This window comes from Methylocystis sp. MJC1 (assembly GCF_026427715.1).
GTDB lineage: Bacteria > Pseudomonadota > Alphaproteobacteria > Rhizobiales > Beijerinckiaceae > Methylocystis.
This window is the reverse complement of record NZ_CP107559.1, coordinates 45267-65547: the sequence shown is the minus strand read 5'-3', so window position 1 is coordinate 65547 and position 20281 is coordinate 45267. Positions and strand designations below refer to the sequence as shown.

Below are 20281 nucleotides of genomic sequence, written 5' to 3'. Positions count from 1 at the left end.
TCACAGCTGCCACAAGGATTTGGTGCACGCTGATGCCGCATTGCTTCTGCCAATCCCTAATTCTTTTCGTATTTGTTCTGCGATGTCAGACATGCGTGCACCCAAGCATTGGCGGTTGGCCTCATTATCGCGGCAGTGTCGTCTAGATGTTTAGTCCCGGCATCTGATGGAGCGGATCGAGTATGAATCTGTCTGGCTCTTTCGTCCAGAGTTTGCAGATGAATTCGTACGGCGTGAGGCCTTTGAGGGTCTTCAAGCGGCGGGCGAAATTGTATGCGGTGACGAAGTGGTCGAGATGCGTTCGCAGCTCTGCGTGCGTTTCATAGAAGTAGCGCTTAACCGTCGCTTCCTTGATCGTGCGGTTCATGCGCTCAACCTGGCCATTGGTCCAAGGATGCTTGGGCTTGGTCAGGCGATGATCGATATCGGCGCGGGCGCAGGCGAACTCGAACGCATGCGCCCTGAAGGGTCGCCCCTCCGCCAGCATTTGCTTGATTTCCGCAGGGGTCCAGGTCTCGCCGCGGGGATCAGTAAAGTGCGTTCCATTATCCGTGAGCACCGTGTGGATTTTATAGGGAACGGCTTTGATCAACGCGAACAGGAAGTCGGCGGCGATCCGCGTCGTGGCCTTCTCATGCAGTTCGACGAAAGCGAATTTCGACGTTCGGTCGATCGCCACGAACATGTAGAGCTTGCCTTCGGCCGTGCGCACTTCGGCGATGTCGATATGGAAATAGCCAATCGGATAGGCTTTGAACTTCCGCTTGGCGGAGACCTCGCCCTCGACGCTCGGCAACCGTGAGATGCCGTGGCGCTGAAGACAGCGATGCAGCGACGATCGCGTCAGGTGGGGAATAGTCGCCTGGAGGGCATAGAGGCAGTCGTCCAAGGGCAGCAATGTGTGACGGCGGAAGGCGACACCCGGAAGTTCATAATCCTAGGCGTAGCCGAACGGATTCGGCCAATTCCTCGGCAAAGCGAAGCGTAGATCGGAGGGCAGCTACTTCATTCCGCTCCGCACTTCCTTCATCCTGCACCGCGATCGGAAATTCCATCCTACCCCCGCTAGCCTGCGCCCGAACGCTAAAAAGCAATCTTCCGTTTGGATGCTGCTCGATATTCGCTATTTGGATATCGGCCATGGGGCACCTCTTAGGGATATTGGTCGGCGTGCGCACGCTCGCCTTAATGAGACACGACCAGCCGGGCCCTTTCTGCGTCTAGACGTGTTTGTGCCGAAAGCCCTTATGGCCGGCCTTGAGGTAAAACGGATTGCGCCCCAATATGTAACACCTTAGCGTATATGAGGAAAAATGCCCGTCGACTCACGGGGTTTTTGTGAGGGATTTATTCACGCGTCGGCGTGGATCGCCGCGTCTCCAGGCCAGGCTGCGGCGTATCCAGAAATGGGGCTCTAATGACTCTCACCAGTTCCGCCATCGTGCCGATCCACGCGGGCTTGATCGTGCCTCGATTCCTCTATTACTTTTTTGCCGTATATTTCGTAGCCTTCGTAACCTTGTGGGTGAGTCATCGACTCCTTCTCTGGAAAAAGTCCAACGCAAGATCCAAGGTCCAGCCTGACGAAGCTGCTTGGTGGCTGAAGCCTCTTGCGAACCACGAGGCGGATTTAGCTACCGACGCGGCTGGCTTGACGAGCGCAGAGGCGCGTTCGCGTCTCGCCGAGTTTGGCTCCAACCTATTTCGCGACCGACAGCAACAGTCACCGCTTCTGCAATTTCTCTCTCGCTTCAAGAACCCTCTCGTCGTTCTTTTGCTCGTGGCCAGCGCGATTTCAGCGCTGACCGGCGAAGTCGCCAACTTTCTAATCATCTCGGCGATGGTGCTGTTCAGCGTGACGCTAGATTTCGTTCAGGAGCACCGCGCCGGTAAAGCCGCAGAAAGCTTGCGTCAGTCCGTATCGCTGCGGGCCATGGTGATACGCGACGGCAAACCATTGGATACGCTGGTGACCGATGTGGTTCCAGGCGACCTCGTCGTGCTCTCCGCCGGCGATATGATCCCGGCGGACGGCTTGGTCCTGGAAGCGCGCGATTTGTACGTCAAGCAGGCGCTGTTGACCGGGGAGCCCTATCCTGTCGAAAAGCGTTCCGGAACCCTATCGGGTGATGCGACCGATCTGCAAGACGCCGCCAATGCCGTGTTCATGGGCACAAGCGTCATCAGCGGCAGCGGCAGAATGCGCGTGGTGAAGACAGGCGCCAACACGGCCATTGGGGCCATTGCGGACAGCATTAGTCGCCGGCCGCCGCCCACCGCCTTCGAGATCGGCACGCATCGTTTCGGCCTGCTCATTATGCGCCTGACAATCTTATTGGTGCTGTTTGTCCTGCTGGTTAATGCGCTACTACACAAGCCTTGGCTTGAATCCTTTCTGTTTGCAGTCGCGCTTGCGGTGGGGCTGACCCCGGAACTCCTGCCAATGGTGGTGTCCGTCACCTTGTCGCGGGGCGCGCTGCACATGGCGAGGAAGCGCGTCATCGTCAAACGCTTGGCCTCCATCCAAAATCTTGGGTCGATGGATGTCCTTTGCACGGACAAGACCGGCACCTTGACTGAGGCGAAGATAAAGCTCGAACAGCATGTGGATGGGGAAGGGAAGCCTAGCGACCGTGTTTTGGAACTTGCCTATCTCAACAGCTTTTTCGAGACCGGCCTGAAAAGCCCCCTCGACGACGCGATCCTCGACCACCACGACATCGACGTGAGCGCGTGGAAAAAGATCGACGAAGTTCCCTTCGACTTCGAGCGGCGCCGCGTCTCTGTTTTAGTTGAGAAAGGCGACGACCGATTGCTGGTGGTCAAGGGCGCATCCGAGGAGATCGTGGCTCTTTGTAATCGGTATGAAGAACAGGGGAATAAGACCCAGCCTCCACTCGATGCTACCGGAATTGGACGGATTCAGGGACAACGCATCGCCCTCGAAAAAGAAGGCTTTCGTCTCTTGGGCATCGCTTGGCGGCAGGTTCCGAAGGACCATCCTCATGCCGTTGTCGGCGACGAGGAGGGGTTGGTATTCGCGGGGTTCGCGGGATTTCTAGACCCGCCAAAGGAAAGCGCCGGCGCGGCGCTCGCGGCGTTGGCCCAAAGCGGCGTAACGGTAAAGATCGTCACCGGCGATAGCGAATTGGTCACCCAACACGTCTGCACGACCTTGAAAATCCCCGTTACGGGAGTGCTGACGGGGAAAGAGATCGGAGAGATGGATGATTCCGCCTTGCGTGTCCGGGTCGGACAAGCCAATTTGTTTTGTCGGGTCAATCCATCGCAGAAAGATCGAGTAATCCTCGCGCTCAAAGCCCGCGGTCATGTCGTCGGGTATCTGGGCGACGGCATTAACGATGCGCCCTCCTTGCACTCGGCCGATGTAGGCCTGTCGGTGGATTCAGCCGTCGACGTCGCTAAAGAAGCAGCCGATATGATCCTGCTGGATCAGGATCTGCTTGTCGTCCACGACGGCGTGTTGGAAGGTCGTCGCACCTTCGCAAATATCATGAAATATATAATGATGGGCACCAGCTCCAACTTCGGCAATATGTTCAGCATGGCGGGCGCGGCGCTGTTTCTTCCCTTCCTGCCGATGCTGCCAACTCAGATCCTCCTCAACAACATTCTCTACGATATTTCGGAGGTGCCGATCCCTCTTGACGAAGTAGATCCTGAGGACGTACGCAGTCCGCATGTCCTGGACATGAGCTTTATTCGCAACTTCATGCTCGTCATCGGACCGATCAGTTCCGTGTTCGACTTTCTAACTTTCTACGTTATGTTGGTCGTGATGAAGGCGAATGAGGCGCTGTTCCAGACCGGCTGGTTTGTTGAATCGCTATCCACTCAGGTTTTGGTGATCTTCATCATTCGCACGCGCGGCAATCCTTTCAAAAGCCGTGCGCATCCCGTCCTCGTCGCGACATCCCTCACTATCGCTACGATGGGCGCGATACTTCCCTTTACTCCTTTGGGGCCCTATTTCGGGTTTGAGCCGCTCCCTGGTCGATTTTATTTCATATTGTCGGCGATGGTGGTTGTTTATCTGGTGATTGTCGAAGTCGCCAAGAACAGCTTTTATCGCTGGCTTGGTGGAACCGGTGGTTCGAAACGCGACGAGTTCGTCCGTAATTTAGCGCTCGCTTCCAGTGGGTTGTCGCGGGAAAAACTCCAAGAGAAGAGCTGAAGCGAGGAACATATCCACAATGACAGTGGGGCGTATAAGGATATGGATGCGGACCGAAAGGAATAATCGCTGCTGCAACAGCCAAAGCATGGAATATGCCCCTGCGATAAGCTGGGTATTCTTTTTCGGAGGATGAATCGAATGTCGCGAGCAGCTTTCCTGACCATCATTGCCGCAATGATCACTGGGGCGATCGGATTTGGAATAGGCGTTTATGCGGTGCCGCTCGAAGAGATCGTCCAATTCCGTGCTCTGATTAACGCCGGAATTGGCGCGATCTTTACTACTAATCACCCAGCTAATGGCAGTACCACTGTCGAACATCCAACATCGCCGCCATCGGAGGCTTCGACAGAACTCGACTCACCCCGGCGAGATCGGAGTGACGCTAGTTCAAGTTGTGATCCACACAACACGAAATGCGTCGGCGGGTCTCCCAACAAGGGACCTATGCCAGACGAGGTTCCTAGCCGAGATGAAGCTACACAAAATAGACCAACAAATGAAAGCGGCGGCGCCCTGCAAGCTCCGACTCCGACAAATGAGCCTGCGAGGGTCCCGTCTTCGTCGCCAAACTCAGGGAGCGAGAAGGCGCACGTAGAACCGGGTGCTCATTTAAAACCGCGCACGAAAAAGGCCGGAGTGAAAAATTCTCCACCGCGTCTCTGAGAAGTGAGGGAAGGTCGTGAGCCTCAAGAAGCGGGCATGCTCCGCGCACATTGAGATCGCGTCAAAATTAATCGTCGCCTATAAGTGCAATCGGGTCGTGGAGGCCATTGCTCGACGCGCAATTATAAACATGTCGCCCGCCATCAGCCTTTCGAAGTAGGCGCAAGCGCTAAGCGGGCCAGCTCCGGAAGAGATTTCGCGCCCATCTTCTTCATGATCGAAGCGCGATGGTTCTCGACGGTGCGTTGGCTAATGCCAAGATCGGCGGCGATATTCTTGCTAGGGTGCCCAGCGAGGACCAAATCGAGGATCTGGCGCTGTCGCTCGGTCAGACCAGCCATGTGAGCTGCGGCATTCTCTTGCCATTCCGCCAACTTGTTCGCATCCCGCGCGTGTTCGAGCGCGCGCTTGACGCAGGCCAGCAGGTCGTCGCGGCTGATCGGCTTCTCGACGAAATCGAACGCTCCTGCCTTCATAGCCTCGACAGCCATCGTTACGTCGGCGGCGCCAGTGAGCATGATGGTCGGCGGATGCGCGCCGCGCTCTTGCAGCCGTCTCAGCAAGTCGATTCCGTTCATCCCAGGAAGATAGGCGTCGAGCAGGAGACAGCCCTCTCGGCCCGGGTGATAGGTTTCGAGGAACCCCTCGCAGGCGTCGAATTCCTTGACGACCCGTCCATCGTCTTCGAGCACTTCCCGCAGCGTCTCGCGGACCCGCTTGTCGTCATCGACGACGGAGATGACGCCCAGCTCCCGGTCCTTGGTATCTTCGCCTCTGTTCGGAACAGGAGTGCGTGGCGACGCTGTGAAACCGGACTGCGCGAGAAGCCGTTCGGCGACCCGCATCAACTCGGCTGATTTTACGGGCTTGTTAAGCTGGACACAGTCTCCGATCGCGATCTTGTGCAAGGCGCTCGTCGATATGTCGCCAGTTAAAATAATGACCGGGATCTGCCGCTGAAGTCTTTTCCGAAGCGTCCCGGCGGCGTCGAGCCCGTCCATGCCACTTGGAAGATTGTAGTCCGCGACAATGAGATCGGGGTGGAAGCCTTCGTGCAAAACGAGGTCGAGCGCCGCAATTCCATCTGGCGCCGTCATTGTGCGATAACCCACCTCTTCAAGGAGAATTTTAAGGAGATCGCAAACCTCTGGATCATCCTCGATCACCAGAACCGCGCCTGTGTGCGGAGCGCCTTTGGCTACTTCGATAATCTTGTCGCGAATACCCCCTTCCGGCAGCGGCGCGGACCCGTCTGTCGGGACTGTGACCTCAATGGCAAAGACCGAGCCCTTGCCAAGTTTAGAGGCGACGCGGACCTGATGGCCGAGCAGACCTCCTAGGCGCTGCACGATGGAAAGACCGAGCCCAAGTCCCCGTTTGCGTTCGCGCGCCGCGTTGTTGATCTGATGATACTCGTCGAAGACGGCACGAAGTTCGCCATCGGGGATTCCGATTCCGGTGTCCCAGATTTCGATGCTCAGCATTCCCTTCCGCCGGCGGCAACCGAGCAACACTTTGCCTTTTCGGGTGTACTTCAGGGCGTTAGACAACAGGTTGCGGATCATCTGCTCGAGCAGCGCCGGATCGGTGCATATCGAAAGCTCGCACGAGACCATCCGGAAGGAAAGTCCCTGTGCTTGCGCGTGATAGCCGAACTCTCTTTTCAGCCGCTCGAGAAGATCGTTGATCGGAAAGCAGACAATTTCCGGTCTGACCGTGCCGGCCTCGATTTGGTTGATGTCGAGCAGCGCGTTCAACATGCCGGACATCGCGTTCAACGTTTCGTCGAAGCGCGCGACCAGCTTCTTTGCCTTCTCTCCCTTGACGGTCTTGGCCAACAGCCCCTGCAGCAGCACGAGCGATTGTAGCGGTTGACGGAGATCATGACTTGCAGCGGCGAGAAAGCGCGACTTTGCCATATTAGCCTGTTGCGCCTGACGTTTTGCTGCTTCCAGCGCTTGCAGCGCCTGACGTCTCTCGGTGACATCGGTAAAGGTGACCACAACGCCTTCGACACGATCATCCTGGGCGCGGTAAAGCATGATCCGGCGGCTATACCAGGAGCCGGTCTGAGCCTCTATTTCTCGTTCAATCGGCAGGTGGTTTTGCAGCACTGCTTGTGCGTCCGCTAGAAGCGCGTCATCCGCCGCCAGAGAGCGGAGGTCCGCCAACGGCCGGCCAACGTCGGTGGGGATGATGCTGAACAGCAGTTTGGTGGTCGGTGTGAAGAAGCGGATATTGAGATTGGCGTCCAGAAAGAGCGTCGCCACATCAGTGCTGTAGAGAACGTTTTGCAGATCGTTGGACAATATGCGCTGCCGTTCCAATGTTTCTTGGAGCTGGGCGTTGAGGGCGGTCAACTCCTCATTGAGTGATTGCAATTCCTCCTTCGAGGTCAGAAGCTCCTCGTTCGTGGATTGCAGTTCCTCATTGGCGGACAACGCTTCTTGGTTGGCCGCCTTCTGCTCGTCGCTGGAAATCTCCAGATTGTGAATCGCGCCCTGAAGCTCGATTTTCGTAACCTCGAGTTCTTGCTCGAGTTCGGTGATCCGTGAAAATTCTCCGGAAGCCACTTGGTGGCCTCGCCTGGGAGCGGGTTCAGGCTGGTCGATGAAGCAAACCAGCAGCAGCTCTTCCCCTTCGCTCACAACCGGCTGCACGGCGATGCTGAATGAAAGCGCGTCGCCATTTCGTTTCATCTTCCCGCCGGCGACGACGATGCGTCTATTCTCCTGACCCGCCCGTTGAAGCGCCGCCCTGAGCTTGGTCCGCAAGCCCTCGCGCGCCATCATGAGCAGGTTTTGAACGGGATGACCGGCCGCGACTTTCAGATAGCTGTCCGTCGGCCCGAGAAAATAGAGACACTCATACTTGCGATTGATCAGCACAGCCGCCGGCGCGTAGGTCTCCATGACTAACCGTCGGCAAAGGTCGGCTAGGGCCGCCGGGCGCAACCCTTTCTGTTCCTGATCTTGACGCCGGGGCGGCCCGGCTCCATAGGCGGGGCTTATCAAAGCGCTGAGCTCGCCCGGTCGGCTCCGACCTATACGCCGATAGATGCGGTCCACTTTGGAGATTGCCTCGAAGCGACCCTCGACATTACCAATCGTCTCGGCGCCGCCAAGGAGAACGACGCCCCCTTCCCGCAAGGCGAAATGGAGCAGGGCGATCACCTTCTCCTGCGCCTCGGGCCGCAAATAGATCAGAAGATTGCGACATGAAACCAAATCGAGACGGGAAAAGGGGGGATCGGCGAGTAAATCCTGTACCGTGAAAACCACCGTTGAACGCAGCTCGGGCGTCACCCGATAACAATGATCTTCTTTCGTGAAGAAGCGGGCGAGGCGCGCCGCCGAAACTTCTTTTTCGATGGTTTCCTGGTAGAGACCTTCGCGCGCGCTGGCGACGGCGTCCGGGTCGATATCGGAGGCGAAGATCTGAAGCTTGAGGCTACGATCTTCTGCAGCGATCTGCTCGAGGAACAGCATGGCGAGGGAATAGGTTTCTTCGCCCGTGCTACATCCTGCAACCCATATGCGAATGTTTCGATCAGGCGCGTGGTTCTTGACAATATCGGGGACGATCTTCTCCGCCAGCAGCGCGAAGGTCCGAGCGTCACGAAAGAAACTCGTCACATGGATGAGCAAGTCCTTTGCCAGAAGGTCAAGCTCGTTGGCGTCGCCTCGTAGCAGGTCAAGATACTGCTTCGTGTCGGCGACCTTGCCACCAATCATCCCCATCCGCCGCTCGATCCGGCGTTCCAGCGTGCCCGGCTTGTAAAGCGTAAAATCGTGGGCGGTCTTTGTGCGCAGCAGGTCGACGATCTGCGGAAGATAATCTCCTGGGTCCGCTCGAGAATTTCCGTAATGCTTGTTTGAACCAGCCATCCGTTGGTCATATGCGACGAGCGCCTCTCCAATCGTCGCTACAGGAAGCACCAAGTCCACCACGCCGGTCATAATCGCGCTGCGCGGCATCCCGTCAAATGCCGCCTCCGCAGGATCTTGCACGATAACCTGGCCATGATTTTCCTTGATCGCTTTCAACCCCAGGCTACCGTCGGTTCCGGTTCCCGATAGAATCACGCAGACTGCGCGCGGGCCGAAATTCCTGGCCAGCGTATGCAGCAAGAAGTCGAAGGGCAGACGCGCGCCGTGAGGCGCAAGCGGTTGCGTGAGGCGTAGCACTCCCTCGTCGACAGCCAGATATGTCCCTGGAGGGATCACATAAAAATGATTGGGCTCAATCGGCATGCGGTCCCTTGCCTGCACGACGGTCATCGACGTGTGTGCCGAAAGCAGCTCCACCATCATGCTTTCGTGCGTGGGATCGAGATGTTGAACCAGGATAAACGCCATACGATCGGAGGCGGGGAGGTTGCCCAGAAGCTTCTTGCATGCGTCGAGGCCGCCCGCCGACGCACCGATCCCCACGACCAGAAATTCACTGTGTTCCCCGGCGGACCTTGGCGCCGAAGAGATGCGTTTCTTCGGTTGTGGTCGAGTCCTCATGATTTCCTGCGGATAGCTTTTCGGCATTCGCTCTTCTGACTTTACCTCACGACATAACTGCTTATGCTTATCATGCCTCATCCTTTGGGTCGATTTTGAACGTCTGGCGCGTCCATTGAAGCAGGCAGGCGATCGCTGAAGTTGGCGTTGGCTCCAAGTGGCCGGATTGGAGTGCCGGGCGATAGCCTGAGTAGTTTCCGTGCCTTCTCTTGGCCCAAGACCTTCGGCTATCATCGAGACTTAAGACTTGCGATCTGGCCATTGAAGCCCTGGGCTCGAGTCATTCAGCGGTCTTCCCTTCGCAAGCTCGTGGAGCTTCAGCTGTGCACCAGACCCATAACACATTATCCGAAATCATTCGGGCGCAATCCATTGAACTCCTCAACAAGCATCTGGCGGCGGCAATAGATCTGCACGCCCAGGTGAAGCAGGCGCATTGGAACGTGCGCGGACCTGGCTTCATTGCGATCCACGAGCTCTTCGACAAGGTCTCGGTAGAGGTAGAAAAGGTTTCCGACCTCATCGCCGAGCGCGTCGGCGCTCTCGGCGGGGCCGCGCACGGCACAGTTCAGGCAGCGGCGGAACGCTCCTTCCTCGTTCCCTATCCTCTCGACATCGCCGCTGTGCAAGAACACGTATTCGCTGTTTCTGGAACCCTTGCGGCATTCGGCCAATCGGCACGAGAAGCCATCAATCTGGCAAGCACCTTTGGCGATGCGGACACGGCGGACGTGTTTACCGAAATCTCTCGGGGCGTCGACCAGCAACTGTGGTTCGTGGAATCTCATTTGGCGCCGAAAAAGTGAAGAATCGTCCCCGCCGTCGAACCGCTCCCGAAAGCGGCCCGATCGTTTCAGTGCAGGAAGCTCGTGCGATACTCGTTCCCGCACCGGTCTTTCCTTTGATTGTGACCGGCGGCTCGCCGTTGGAGCTGAACGATCGGATCGAAATCTGGTTGAACGAAGGCGGAGCGGGAGGCGAGGTGAACCGATGAAAGCACTTCGCATCCTTCTCGTCGAGGATGACTCCATGCTCGGCGAGCTGCTTGCCGAAACGCTCGAAACGATGGGACACGAGGTTTGCGGCATTGAGAGCTCCGAAGCGGACGCAGTGGCCGCCGCTTTTCGCTGCAAACCAGAACTGATGATTATTGATGCATTGCTGCGCGATGGAAGCGGCGTCTCCGCAGTTGATCAAATATGCGACGCCGGATTTATCCCTCACTTCTTTGTCAGCGGGGATATTTCAAGAATCAAGGCGTCCAGGCCCGCCGCCGTTGCGGTTCAAAAGCCCTTCCGCGAAGCCGACCTCATATACGCCATACAGCGTGCGCTCGAAGGCCCAAGAGCATGAGCTAGAGAGTGTTATGTACTTTCGTGGTTGATTGTCTTAATGGAATCGGATGTCTCCGATTCGCAAACCGTATCCGTCTGATGTCAGCGACGAGGAATGGTCGCTGGTTGCGCCGTATCTGACGCTGATGGACGAGGGCGCTCCGCAACGTCAGCATTTGCTTCGTGAGCTTTTCAACGGCCTGCGCTACGTTCTCCGTTACGGCATAGCATGGCGCGCCATGCCCAACGATCTGCCGCCCTGGTCCGCAGTGTATCAGCAATCGCAGCGCTGGCTGGCGGCGGGCGTGTTCGAAGAGCTTGCGCAGGACCTGCGCGCCTTGTTGCGCGTCGCCTCCGGTCGCGCCGAGGAGCCAACCGCGGCGATCATCGACAGCCGCACGCTGCGCTCTACGCCGGAAAGCGGTCCACGGGCCGGCTATGACGGCGCCAAGCGCAAGCGCGGCTCCAAGCTGCACATGGCGGTCGACACGCTGGGGTACTTGCTGGCGCTGCACGTTACGCCGGCGAATGTCGACGACCGCGCCGAGGTCGGCAAGCTCGCCGCCGCTGTGCAGGACGCCACCGGCGAGAGCGTCGAGCTTATTTATGTCGATCAAGGTTATACCGGCGAGAAAGCCGCCGAGGCGGCCAAAGCGCAGGGCGTCGAACTCTGCGCGGTCAAACTCTCCGAAGCGAAAAAAGGCTTCGTGCTGTTGCCCAAACGCTGGGTTGTCGAACGATCCTTCGCTTGGGCGAGCCGATGCAGGCGGCTGGTCAAAGACTACGAACGCTACGCCGACACACTCGCTGGCCTCCACGTCGTCGCTTTCGCCTGCCTCATGCTCAAACGCGCAGCCGACTTCATAATACAGAGTGCATAACACCCTCTAGACGAATATGACACTTTCTCCAGACTTGGAACGTAGTTAGGCGGCATAAGGTCGCGGCGCCGGTCAATGAGTATATTCCGAATCTTGTCGGCCTGCACATCAGGGATCGATCATGCCGACTCAAAAGACCGTTGGCCGCGCTCTTTTCGGGGTTCAATTTCGGCGGTCACGCTGAGCGAAGTCAGATTCGCCCGAGCATTACGACAGGCAACAAACAGAAAGGTATTCTCATGCTTGGCACGATCGTCCTTGTGCTCCTCATCCTGTTGCTCGTCGGCGCACTTCCGAATTGGTCGCATAGTGCGAGTTGGGGCTATGCCCCTTCCGGGACATTGGGAACCGTTCTCATCGTCGTCCTGATCTTCGTTCTTCTCGGCAAAATTTAGGAGTGACGGCTCACTTGAAAGGCTATCGCGTCAAAGCCACGCCATGTTCCCTCTATAAATCGAATCTTCCAATCTGCGGAGAAAGATTATGACTGTAGGCTTAGCGCACCTTCAACCGATCGTATCCTTGATCGCCGGCATCCTTATCCTGATCATGCCGCAATTGCTCAATTACATCGTAGCGGTCTTTTTGATCGTCTCGGGCATATTGGGCCTCGGGCTGATCAAATGATCAAACTTTAACGTCGGCGGAAAGAGGCGGGAGCCCCGTCGCCGTCAGGCGCTCCCTGGGGCTGCCATCTCGCTATAAACGTTCGGTTAACAAATCCGACTGGCCGAGACATATTGTGGAAATCATCGGTTGGCAGACGCTGTGTGCGCTCCCTGCCGCGTTGAGGAATAAATATCCCAAGCCGCGATGAACATCGCCGCGATCACTGGCCCGATGACAAAGCCGTTGAGACCAAACATTTCGATGCCGCCCAGTGTGGAAATCAACACAACATAGTTAGGCATCTTGGTGTCTTTGCCCACCAGAATCGGACGAAGAACATTATCCGCAAGACCCATTACGAATGCGCCATAAGTAATCAGAACGATACCCTGCCAAATTGCGCCCGTCGTCAGGAAATAGATGGCGACCGGACCCCAAACCAAGGCAGCGCCTACTGCCGGGACCAGAGATAGAAGAGCCATCGATGCGGCCCATAACAGCGGGGCGCTGACTCCGAGGATCCAGAAAATGAGGCCGCCGAGCGCTCCTTGCAGGAGCGCCACAAGTAGATCCCCCTTGACCGTGGCCCGAATGACGACCGCGAATTTGCGGAAGAGAGCGCCTTTCTCCTCAAGGCGAATCGGAATCGCGTCCCTGATTTGGCGAGCCAACACCTCTTCGTCGCGTAGCAGGAAGAACAAGAGGTAGAGCATCACGCAAAGACTCACGATGAAGCTCAGCGCGCTTTGTCCAATGACGAGCGCCTCTGCCGCAAAAAACTGGCTTCCCTTGATAAGGGCGGCGGACAACCTTTCTTGCGCTTCTCCTAGGCTAGTCAGACCAAAGCGCCGCAGGAGATCGGCGGCCCATGAAGGCAAGGCGTCGACGAGTTGTCGAAAAACGCTTACGAGGTCTAGATCGCCTGATTGGATTCGATCGTATACACCGGATGCCTCTTGCGCCATTGACGCTGCGAGCAGACTCAATGGAAGGATCACCACCAAGACAACGATCATCACCGTCGCGACGGCGGCAAGATTTCGTCTTTGCTGCAATGCATTCGAAAGGCGTCGATACATTGGCGCAAACACGATTGCGATCACGGTTCCCCAGAGTATCGCTCCGTAGAAGGGCCAAAGTATCCAAGCGAAGGCGGCGGATACCGCCAACGTCAAGGCCAAAAACGCTGTGTCTTCAATAACGCGCATTCGCGTGATCCGTCACCACCGTGTGACCTTGTATAGCAGACACTTTATCGAAAGTTGACTGTGAAGGTTTGCTTCTTTAGAGGGTGTTATGCACCTTGGAGCAAGAATTCTGCAGCGCGCTTGAGCATGAGGCATGCGAACGCGACGACGTGGAAGCCTGCGAGGGTCTGAGCATAGCGCTCGTAATCTTTGACGAGCCGCCTGCATCGTGTCGCCCAGGCGAATGAACGCTCGACCACCCATTGCTTGGGCAACAGCACGAAGCCCTTCTTTGCTTCGGTCAGTTTGACGACGCAAAGTTCGGCGCCCTGCGCCTTTGCCGCCTCGGCCGCGTTTGCGCCGGTATAGCCGTGATCGACATAGATGAGTTCAACGCTCTCGCCCGTCGCCTCCTGCACGGCGGCGGCGAGCTTGCCGACCTCGGCCCGATCGTCGACATTGGAGGGGGTGACATGCAGCGCCAGCAAAGGGCCCAATGTGTCGACCGCCATGCGCAGCTTCGAGCCGCGTTTTCGCTTTGCCCCGTCATAGCCTGCCCGCGGGCCGCTCTCTGGCGTCGAGCGCAAGGTCCGGCTGTCGATGATCGCCCGCCGTCGGCTCCGCGGCGCGACCGGAGGCGACGCGCAACAGGGCGCGCAGGTCCTGCGCCAGCGCCTCGAACACGCCCGCCGCCAGCCAGCGCTGCGATTGCTGATACACGGCGGACCACGGCGGCAGATCATTGGGCATGGCGCGCCATGCAATGCCGTAGCGCAGCACGTAACGCAGGCCGTTGAACAGCTCGCGCAGCGAATGTTGGCGCTGCGGCGCGCCCTCGTCCATAAGCGTCAGATAAGGCGCGACCAGCGACCACTCTTCGTCGCTGACGTCAGAAGGATACGGTTTGCGAATCGGAGACATCCGATTCTACTAAGGCAATCAATCGTCAAAGTACATAACACCCTCTAGAATGCGCCTGATTTCTTCGTAGGTGTTTTCCGAAGCTATCCGATGCCTCTCCTTCCCAGATACAATTTTGTCGTCGAACAAGAAATCGACTGATGCAATGCCGGTGCAGTGCCGATCAATGCATTGTCATCTTTTCCATTAGGAGACGACCTATGAGCGGTACAAAAGACAAGATCAAGGGCGCAGCAAATGAAGCGGCCGGCGCGGTCAAAGAGGCTGTCGGCAAGGCCGTCGGCAATCCGAGCCTCGAGATCGAGGGCGCCGCGCAGAAGCTCAAGGGCGGGGCTCAAGGGGCTGTCGGTAACGCCAAGGAAGCCGTTAAGAAAATCATCGACAAGGCCTGATTTGCCTTGTCGGCTCAAGTAAGAAAACGCCTTTCAGAGCGGACTGAGCAGGCCGGCTTTGAAGGGCGCAACGATACTGTCCCGCCGCCATGCTTCAACTCGGCTGTGGAGAAGGCCTGAGGAGGGCGTCAGCGCCCCGCCGGCTTGAACTTACCTCGCAAGCGGATCCGATAACTGACAAACTTATAGAGGATCCTATGAACGGCATTATTTACCTCGTCGGTCTCATCGTGATCATCCTGGCCATTCTTTCCTTCCTCGGCCTGCGTTGAGTCGCACAGGAAGGGATGACGCAACCAGGTGAGCAATTTTTTCCCGAGCCATGCTTAACCTCAGCGGCCAAGTCTTAATGACTGCCTTTTGCTCCGCCATTGGCCCCTCGCTTGTCTCACCCTATCACCTCCGCCCATACACTCCGGCTATGATGTCGTTCGCGGTAAGCAGGAAGGCTTCGTTCATTCTAGCTGTTCGGCGCTTTGCCTAGATTCGTTGATACGTCGGATGACAGCCGCCCGACGAAAATCTACCACTCCTTGACCATTCGACGCCGGTCTCGCCTTAAGCTGAATCTCGCGGTCGTAGAAGCGTTGGTCGACGTTTCGTCGTGCGGCGTGGATGATGGTCGAGTTGGGCGCCTCTTCGCTGAGCAGTTCCATCAGACGGGTCTGGCCGAGATCGTCGAGGGCCGAGGTGGGTTCGTCCATGATGATGATGTCGGGAGGTCTCAACAGTACACGTGCGAAACCAAGCTGCTGCTGTTCGCCGCCTGAAAGCATATCGGACCAACTCTGTTCCTCGTCCAATCGCGAAACGAGATGAGCGAGCCCGCAGGTAACGAGGATTTTTTCGATGCGCGCCGGGTCCGGCGGGTTGGCGTCATGGGGATAGTCGAGCGCATCCCGCAGAGTTCCCCGCGGCATGTATGGTTGCTGCGGCATGAATGCGACGCGCGCATCCCTCGGACGAAGAATGCGGCCGCTGCCCCAAGGCCACAGTCCGGCGATTGCGCGAATCAGCGTACTCTTGCCGGTGCCCGACTCTCCCTTCACAAGTATCTTCTCGCCACGTCTAATCACTGCATCGGTGTCAGCGAGCATCTGCGTGCCATCATGCTGGGCGATCGATAGTCCGCAGAGATGCAATGCGCCATCGTCGCTGAAAGCGAGATCGATCATCTTGGCCTCGGCTCCGATAGCGAGCTTGTCGAGGTTGTCGAAGAAGAGGTCGAGGGCCGCGACGCGTCGCGCCGAGGCGAACCAGTCGGCGAGGCGCATCGAGTTGTCGGCCAGCCAATTGAGCGCTAGTTGAACCTGTATAAAGGCCGCCGCCGCTTGCATGAGGTCGCCGAGCGAGATGTCGCCGGCGAGATATTTGGGCGCCCCCAGCATGAGCGGGATGACGGGCGCGAGAACATTATTGCCACTCGACAAGAATAACATGCGCGCCTGCCGTCCAATCACCGCTACCCAGCGCAGTGCGACTTGATCAAATCGCGTGCAGAGGCGCTCCCGCTCCGCATCGTCGCCGCCTATAAGCGCGATCGTTTCGGCGTTCTCGCGCGTGTGCGAGAGCTCAAAGCGAAAATCTGCCTCAGCAACAGCCTTCGCCTCGACGCGCGAGACGAGCGGTCCCCCCAAAAGCAACATGCCGTAGGACGTGCATGCGGAATAGAACACGACGGCAATCACAAGATAACCGGGGACCGTTACGCCCCAGAGGGTTAAAGAGCCGCCGATGAACCACAAAACGCTGACGAAGGAGGCCGCCATGAGCAGAGCATTCGTGACGCCGGTCGCAAAATCGACGAAGAGCTCAATGGCAATCCGCCCGTCCTCGGCGATGCGCGCTTCCGGATTATCGACAAGCCGAAGGACGCTGAGCTGATAAAAGCGACGGCGCTCCATCCAGCGCCTCACAAGCGTTCGCGTCAGCCATTCTCGCCAGCGCAACTGGAAGCGCATGCGCATTTGCAGCAGCGCAACGCTCGTCATTGACGAGGTCAAGGCTAGCGCCAGGAAAAGGCTTATGCCGAGAAGGAGCAGGCGCTGGTCCTTGCTCTGCAGCGCGTCAAAGAAAAACTTGTTCCATCGGTTCACGGCGATAGCAGGGATGAGGTTCAAGACCAGGCAGCCAAAGAGGCCAAGGACAAAAAGGGCAGCCTTGCTGCGTGTTGGTCCCGTCCAGAAGCCGAACGAGAGATATGCGAAGTGACGTAAAAGCCGTGCGTCAGCTGTTGGACGAAGAGCTTCAGCCATGGAGAACCTCCAACGCTAGATGCATTGGTGAAATCGTAAACTCGACAGCGGTTATCATGCGGCGCTTGCGGTGGCGGAGCCTCGATAAGACTCTCAATAGCGATATTCTTGTTTCCGTTCCTCTATCGCTCGTTGCAAATGCGATACAGCGGAGGCCAACTGATACGGCTGACAGCGCGACTTATCCAATCCGTTTTTCACCCGTCAGCAGGAGCTTTCCTTATAAAGGAGGGTCCTGCTGACGGTCTGAGACCGGCAATGTGTTAGCGCTCTCGCATCGTTATGTCCCAAGACAATGACTGACGCACGTTACTTGTTCTCGGCATCGTCAGGTTCGTCCAGATGCTCGTCGGGATGCATGCCCCAATGCCATTGATGGTCGTGATGTTTGAAGACCTCATGGAGAAGCACGCCGAAACGGAGCTTTTGAGAATCGTCTAGATTGTCATAGAGGGGCTTCGCTGCATCGGCGATCTTTTCCAGCTCCACACTGCGTGTTGAGAGCCCTTTGGCGCGCAGTCGCAACCCTTCAATGACGTCGCCCTTCTCGTGACGATCCTTTGCATTCTGGCGCCACTCGAGGGTGCGCGCGGCTCGATCTTTGGCTACATCGCGAAGCGTCGATTCCAGCGCAGGCCAATTCTTTTCCTGCGCTGCCGTGAGCTTCAACCCGACTTTCAGAGCGGCTATGCGCGCGTCCGTAAAGGCGGCCATATGATCCGCTGAAAGCTGATTTTGTTCTCCGGCCTTTTCGCGCGGCGCTGCGGAGGCCCCCAAGGAAAGTCCAGGCAAGAGTAAGGCCGCTGCGGTCGTCGCAATCAGAATTCGTATGTTCATTAAGGTTCACCTGACTGAGAGGAATCGATATCCTCCACTGCAAAAAAGACGGCTTCGCCATCGGTCCAGACATAGGAGGATCGGTTTCAACATAGCCGACGACGAAGTGACGGTTTCAGCCTCGGAATCTACCTACGGCCGCTGAAGTCGGGCTTGATCGATATTTTAATCGAACTCGAAGGGAGCGGTGTGTAGATGCCGGCAAGGGGGAGGCGCGCCTAGGCGATTGGCGGATGATGGGCGGCCGACCATCGAAATCCAACGCACAATGCCACCGCGCGCCTTCAACCGCATAACGCGTTTCAAGCTTGGGGCTCTGCAGTTGATGGGAAGCCGCAGCGCGGCGAATGGGTAATTTCCGGGGCTAGCGCACGATCGTACCTGGCCTAATGTGGTTGTTCGCCTTTGGAACGCGTTGGAATTTCTATGACGACACAAGTCAATGTTGCTTCGGTTTCGCTATGCGAGAATCTCTCACGAGGAGCAGATAATGCCGGCTACCATAACCATGCTCTCCCCCGAAAGCGGACTTATCCGCTATCTATCTCGAATCCGCCAGTTCCCCATGCTGGACTTGCAGGAGGAACAGATGTTAGCGCGACGGTGGCGTGAGCACGAGGATTCACAGGCCGCGTGCGATCTCATAACCTCGCATCTACGCCTCGTCGTCAAAATGGCCATCGGTTACCGCGGCTATGGTCTCCCCGTCGGGGACCTTATCTCAGAGGGCAATCTCGGACTCATGCAAGCAGTCAAGCGCTTCGAACCAGATCGTGGTTTCCGCCTCTCAACTTACGCGAGGTGGTGGATTCGGGCTTCGATTCAAGATTACGTTCTAAGGTCCTGGTCTCTGGTGAGGATGGGCTCAAGCGCGAACATGAAGAAGCTATTCTTCAACCTCCGTCACGCCAAGAGCCGCCTTTTGGCATATGAGGAAGGCGACCTCAGCCCTGAGAACGTCGGGACGATGGCCACCCGCCTTGGCGTAAAGCAGCTTGTCGACGACAGTGATGATCAGGAGAATGTTCTTGTCGACCATGAAGAAGGCGACAATCGGCAGATGTCATTGCGGACCGCGCTCAAGGTTCTGAATCCGCGAGAGCGTCGAATTCTGGAGGCCCGCCGGCTTGCAGATAATCCCGTGACGCTGGCAACTCTAGCCGGGGAATTTGGTGTGTCGCGCGAGCGTATCCGACAAATTGAGATGCGCGCGTTCGGAAAGGTTCAGCGGGAGGTTCGCGCGAGCTTCGCGCACATCGAGGAGCGGCCCCCCGAAGCGCATGCAATGGGCTTCGTCTTCATCGAAGATGCACAGGGGGAGCACAAAAGGACTCAAAGTCGGCTTCGCCATTAGCAGGCTGGCGAAAAAGCAGCTATTCGGAAGGTATCCTGCGATGCAATGCTCTCAGCGTTACGGTAGACCGAAGCTATCGTCCTTTCAACGCGCGTTACGATAGCTGTTTCTTAGCGTTCACTTCACCGAATAACTCGTCCCCTTGGGTAACGGTTTGCTCGCTGCATCATCTGACCTCATGCAAACCCTGCGAGTCGGCACCGTGCGCAAGTTCCAAAATGTGTTGATGGAGCGGATGCTCACATCCAGGAGGGTTTGGTTTGCGGAGCTAAGCCCTCCGTGAACGGGAGTCCGGCACCGGACGGAGGAGACCATGGAGCCGATCGAGTCAAGGTGTGGGCTGCGATTGACGGCTTTGAGCTAAAGTCTCGCTGAAGCTAACGATGAAAGAGAAGAGCTTGGGAGCCAGCCCACGGCCTCTGGCCTGATTGTCCAGGAACGACTTCACGGTCCCTAGAGTTGATGCCCGTGGCTAAATGCCGGTGATATCGGCGCTGTGCAAGGCCAATTGCCTGTGCGTGTCAGAGGAGAGCAAAATGGGCCTTTTGGATTTTATAACCGGCAAGGGTAAAGCCCCGCCCCCCACAACAGGCGCCATCACTCCGGTTACTGTCGAAGATCTGAAGAAAGAAATCGCCAAGCAGGGTGTCGATGCATCCAAGATCGACATTAAGATCGATGGCGACAGGGTGACGCTCAGCGGCAGCGCACCCACGGCGGCAGATGTGGATAAGATTGTTCGCGCCGTCGACACCGCCAAGGGGGTGGCTAGGGTTGAGAACAACATTGTCGCTGTAAACGCCAACGCCGAATCCAAATTCTATACCGTGCAACGAGGCGATACGCTCTGGAAGATCGCTGAATCGCATTATGGCCACGGAAAGGGCGCGAGATATAAAGAGATCTTCGAGGCGAATAAAGAACTGCTAAGGGACCCCGATAAAATTTATCCGGGGCAAAGGCTCCGCATCCCCTGAGCCAAGGTGTGAGCTTGCAATAGGCGGTCCATCCGAACGGAAACGGAGGAAGGGAGTTGCGAAGCTTCGCCTTTCCACCGGAGTTCGGACGAATTGGCGCGCAGGGTTCTGGAAGGTGGCCCAGGAAGGCTGCACGCACCACTCCGCCGGCCGATCCGG

General features: G+C 57.3%; 15 protein-coding genes and 2 pseudogenes. 10 read left to right on the top strand and 7 right to left on the bottom strand.

Annotated features, from left to right (window positions below; translation table 11 throughout):
- Positions 1-142: 142 nt before the first annotated feature.
- Positions 143-919, bottom strand: a pseudogene (locus OGR47_RS19185) (IS481 family transposase); the annotation flags it as partial.
- Between the two features lie 498 nt (positions 920-1417).
- Between OGR47_RS19185 and mgtA the strand changes: the two are divergent.
- The gene (mgtA, locus tag OGR47_RS19180) at positions 1418-4195 is read left to right on the top strand and encodes a magnesium-translocating P-type ATPase (RefSeq protein ID WP_165056216.1); all 2778 of its coding nucleotides are present in this window, start codon (positions 1418-1420) and stop codon (positions 4193-4195) included.
- Here the strand turns inward: mgtA and OGR47_RS19175 are convergent.
- Positions 4142-4519 carry a hypothetical protein gene (locus OGR47_RS19175; protein WP_165056218.1) on the bottom strand — a complete coding sequence of 126 codons (378 nt, stop codon included), beginning with the start codon at positions 4517-4519 and terminating at the stop codon, positions 4142-4144. The two genes, mgtA and OGR47_RS19175, sit on opposite strands and share 54 nt — an antisense overlap.
- Before the next feature lie 488 nt (positions 4520-5007).
- Positions 5008-9402 (bottom strand): chemotaxis protein CheB, encoded by a 4395-nt coding sequence (locus OGR47_RS19170; RefSeq protein ID WP_165056220.1) that lies wholly within the window; start codon positions 9400-9402, stop codon positions 5008-5010.
- A gap of 296 nt (positions 9403-9698) precedes the next feature.
- Between OGR47_RS19170 and dps the strand changes: the two genes are divergently transcribed.
- The 6 genes from dps to OGR47_RS19140 all read left to right on the top strand — a co-directional run bounded on the left by dps (position 9699) and on the right by OGR47_RS19140 (position 12217).
- Positions 9699-10181, top strand: coding sequence for a DNA starvation/stationary phase protection protein Dps (gene dps / locus OGR47_RS19165; protein WP_165056221.1), 483 nt, complete (start codon positions 9699-9701; stop codon positions 10179-10181).
- Entirely contained in the window at positions 10178-10369 is a 192-nt protein-coding gene (locus tag OGR47_RS19160) for a hypothetical protein (RefSeq protein WP_165056223.1), read from the top strand. Before dps ends, OGR47_RS19160 begins: the two co-directional genes overlap by 4 nt.
- Positions 10366-10728, top strand: a complete 363-nt coding sequence (locus OGR47_RS19155; RefSeq protein WP_165056225.1) for a response regulator — start codon at positions 10366-10368, stop codon at positions 10726-10728. The genes OGR47_RS19160 and OGR47_RS19155 overlap by 4 nt, the downstream gene beginning before the upstream one ends.
- Positions 10729-10777: 49 nt before the next feature.
- A complete protein-coding gene (locus tag OGR47_RS19150) occupies positions 10778-11590 on the top strand; it encodes an IS5 family transposase (RefSeq protein WP_216697966.1) in 813 nt (270 codons plus the stop codon).
- A gap of 239 nt (positions 11591-11829) precedes the next feature.
- On the top strand, positions 11830-11985 hold the full coding sequence (locus OGR47_RS19145; RefSeq protein WP_165056313.1) for a DUF3309 family protein: 156 nt from the start codon (positions 11830-11832) through the stop codon (positions 11983-11985).
- An 88-nt stretch (positions 11986-12073) separates the two neighbouring features.
- A complete protein-coding gene (locus tag OGR47_RS19140) occupies positions 12074-12217 on the top strand; it encodes a DUF3096 domain-containing protein (protein ID WP_165056312.1) in 144 nt (47 codons plus the stop codon).
- A gap of 122 nt (positions 12218-12339) precedes the next feature.
- Here the strand turns inward: OGR47_RS19140 and OGR47_RS19135 are convergent, their stop codons facing one another.
- Entirely contained in the window at positions 12340-13407 is a 1068-nt protein-coding gene (locus OGR47_RS19135) for an AI-2E family transporter (protein WP_216697965.1), read from the bottom strand.
- Positions 13408-13493: 86 nt separating this feature from the next.
- A pseudogene (locus tag OGR47_RS19130) lies at positions 13494-14307 on the bottom strand (IS5 family transposase).
- Between the two features lie 200 nt (positions 14308-14507).
- Here OGR47_RS19130 and OGR47_RS19125 point away from each other — a divergent pair.
- Entirely contained in the window at positions 14508-14699 is a 192-nt protein-coding gene (locus OGR47_RS19125) for a CsbD family protein (protein ID WP_165056309.1), read from the top strand.
- Positions 14700-15154: 455 nt separating this feature from the next.
- Here the strand turns inward: OGR47_RS19125 and OGR47_RS19120 are convergent, their stop codons facing one another.
- Positions 15155-16954: an ABC transporter ATP-binding protein/permease gene (locus tag OGR47_RS19120; protein ID WP_253948143.1), complete on the bottom strand. Its 1800-nt coding sequence runs from the start codon at positions 16952-16954 to the stop codon at positions 15155-15157.
- A gap of 309 nt (positions 16955-17263) precedes the next feature.
- Entirely contained in the window at positions 17264-17791 is a 528-nt protein-coding gene (locus OGR47_RS19115) for a Spy/CpxP family protein refolding chaperone (protein WP_165056300.1), read from the bottom strand.
- 490 nt (positions 17792-18281) lie between these two features.
- Here OGR47_RS19115 and OGR47_RS19110 point away from each other — a divergent pair, with 490 nt between their 5' ends.
- Both OGR47_RS19110 and lysM read left to right on the top strand, forming a co-directional pair.
- Complete coding sequence (locus OGR47_RS19110; RefSeq protein WP_206527527.1) at positions 18282-19145, top strand: sigma-70 family RNA polymerase sigma factor; 864 nt, start codon at positions 18282-18284, stop codon at positions 19143-19145.
- Positions 19146-19681: 536 nt separating this feature from the next.
- Positions 19682-20122, top strand: coding sequence for a peptidoglycan-binding protein LysM (gene lysM, locus OGR47_RS19105; RefSeq protein WP_216697964.1), 441 nt, complete (start codon positions 19682-19684; stop codon positions 20120-20122).
- The last annotated feature ends 159 nt before the right edge of the window (positions 20123-20281 follow it).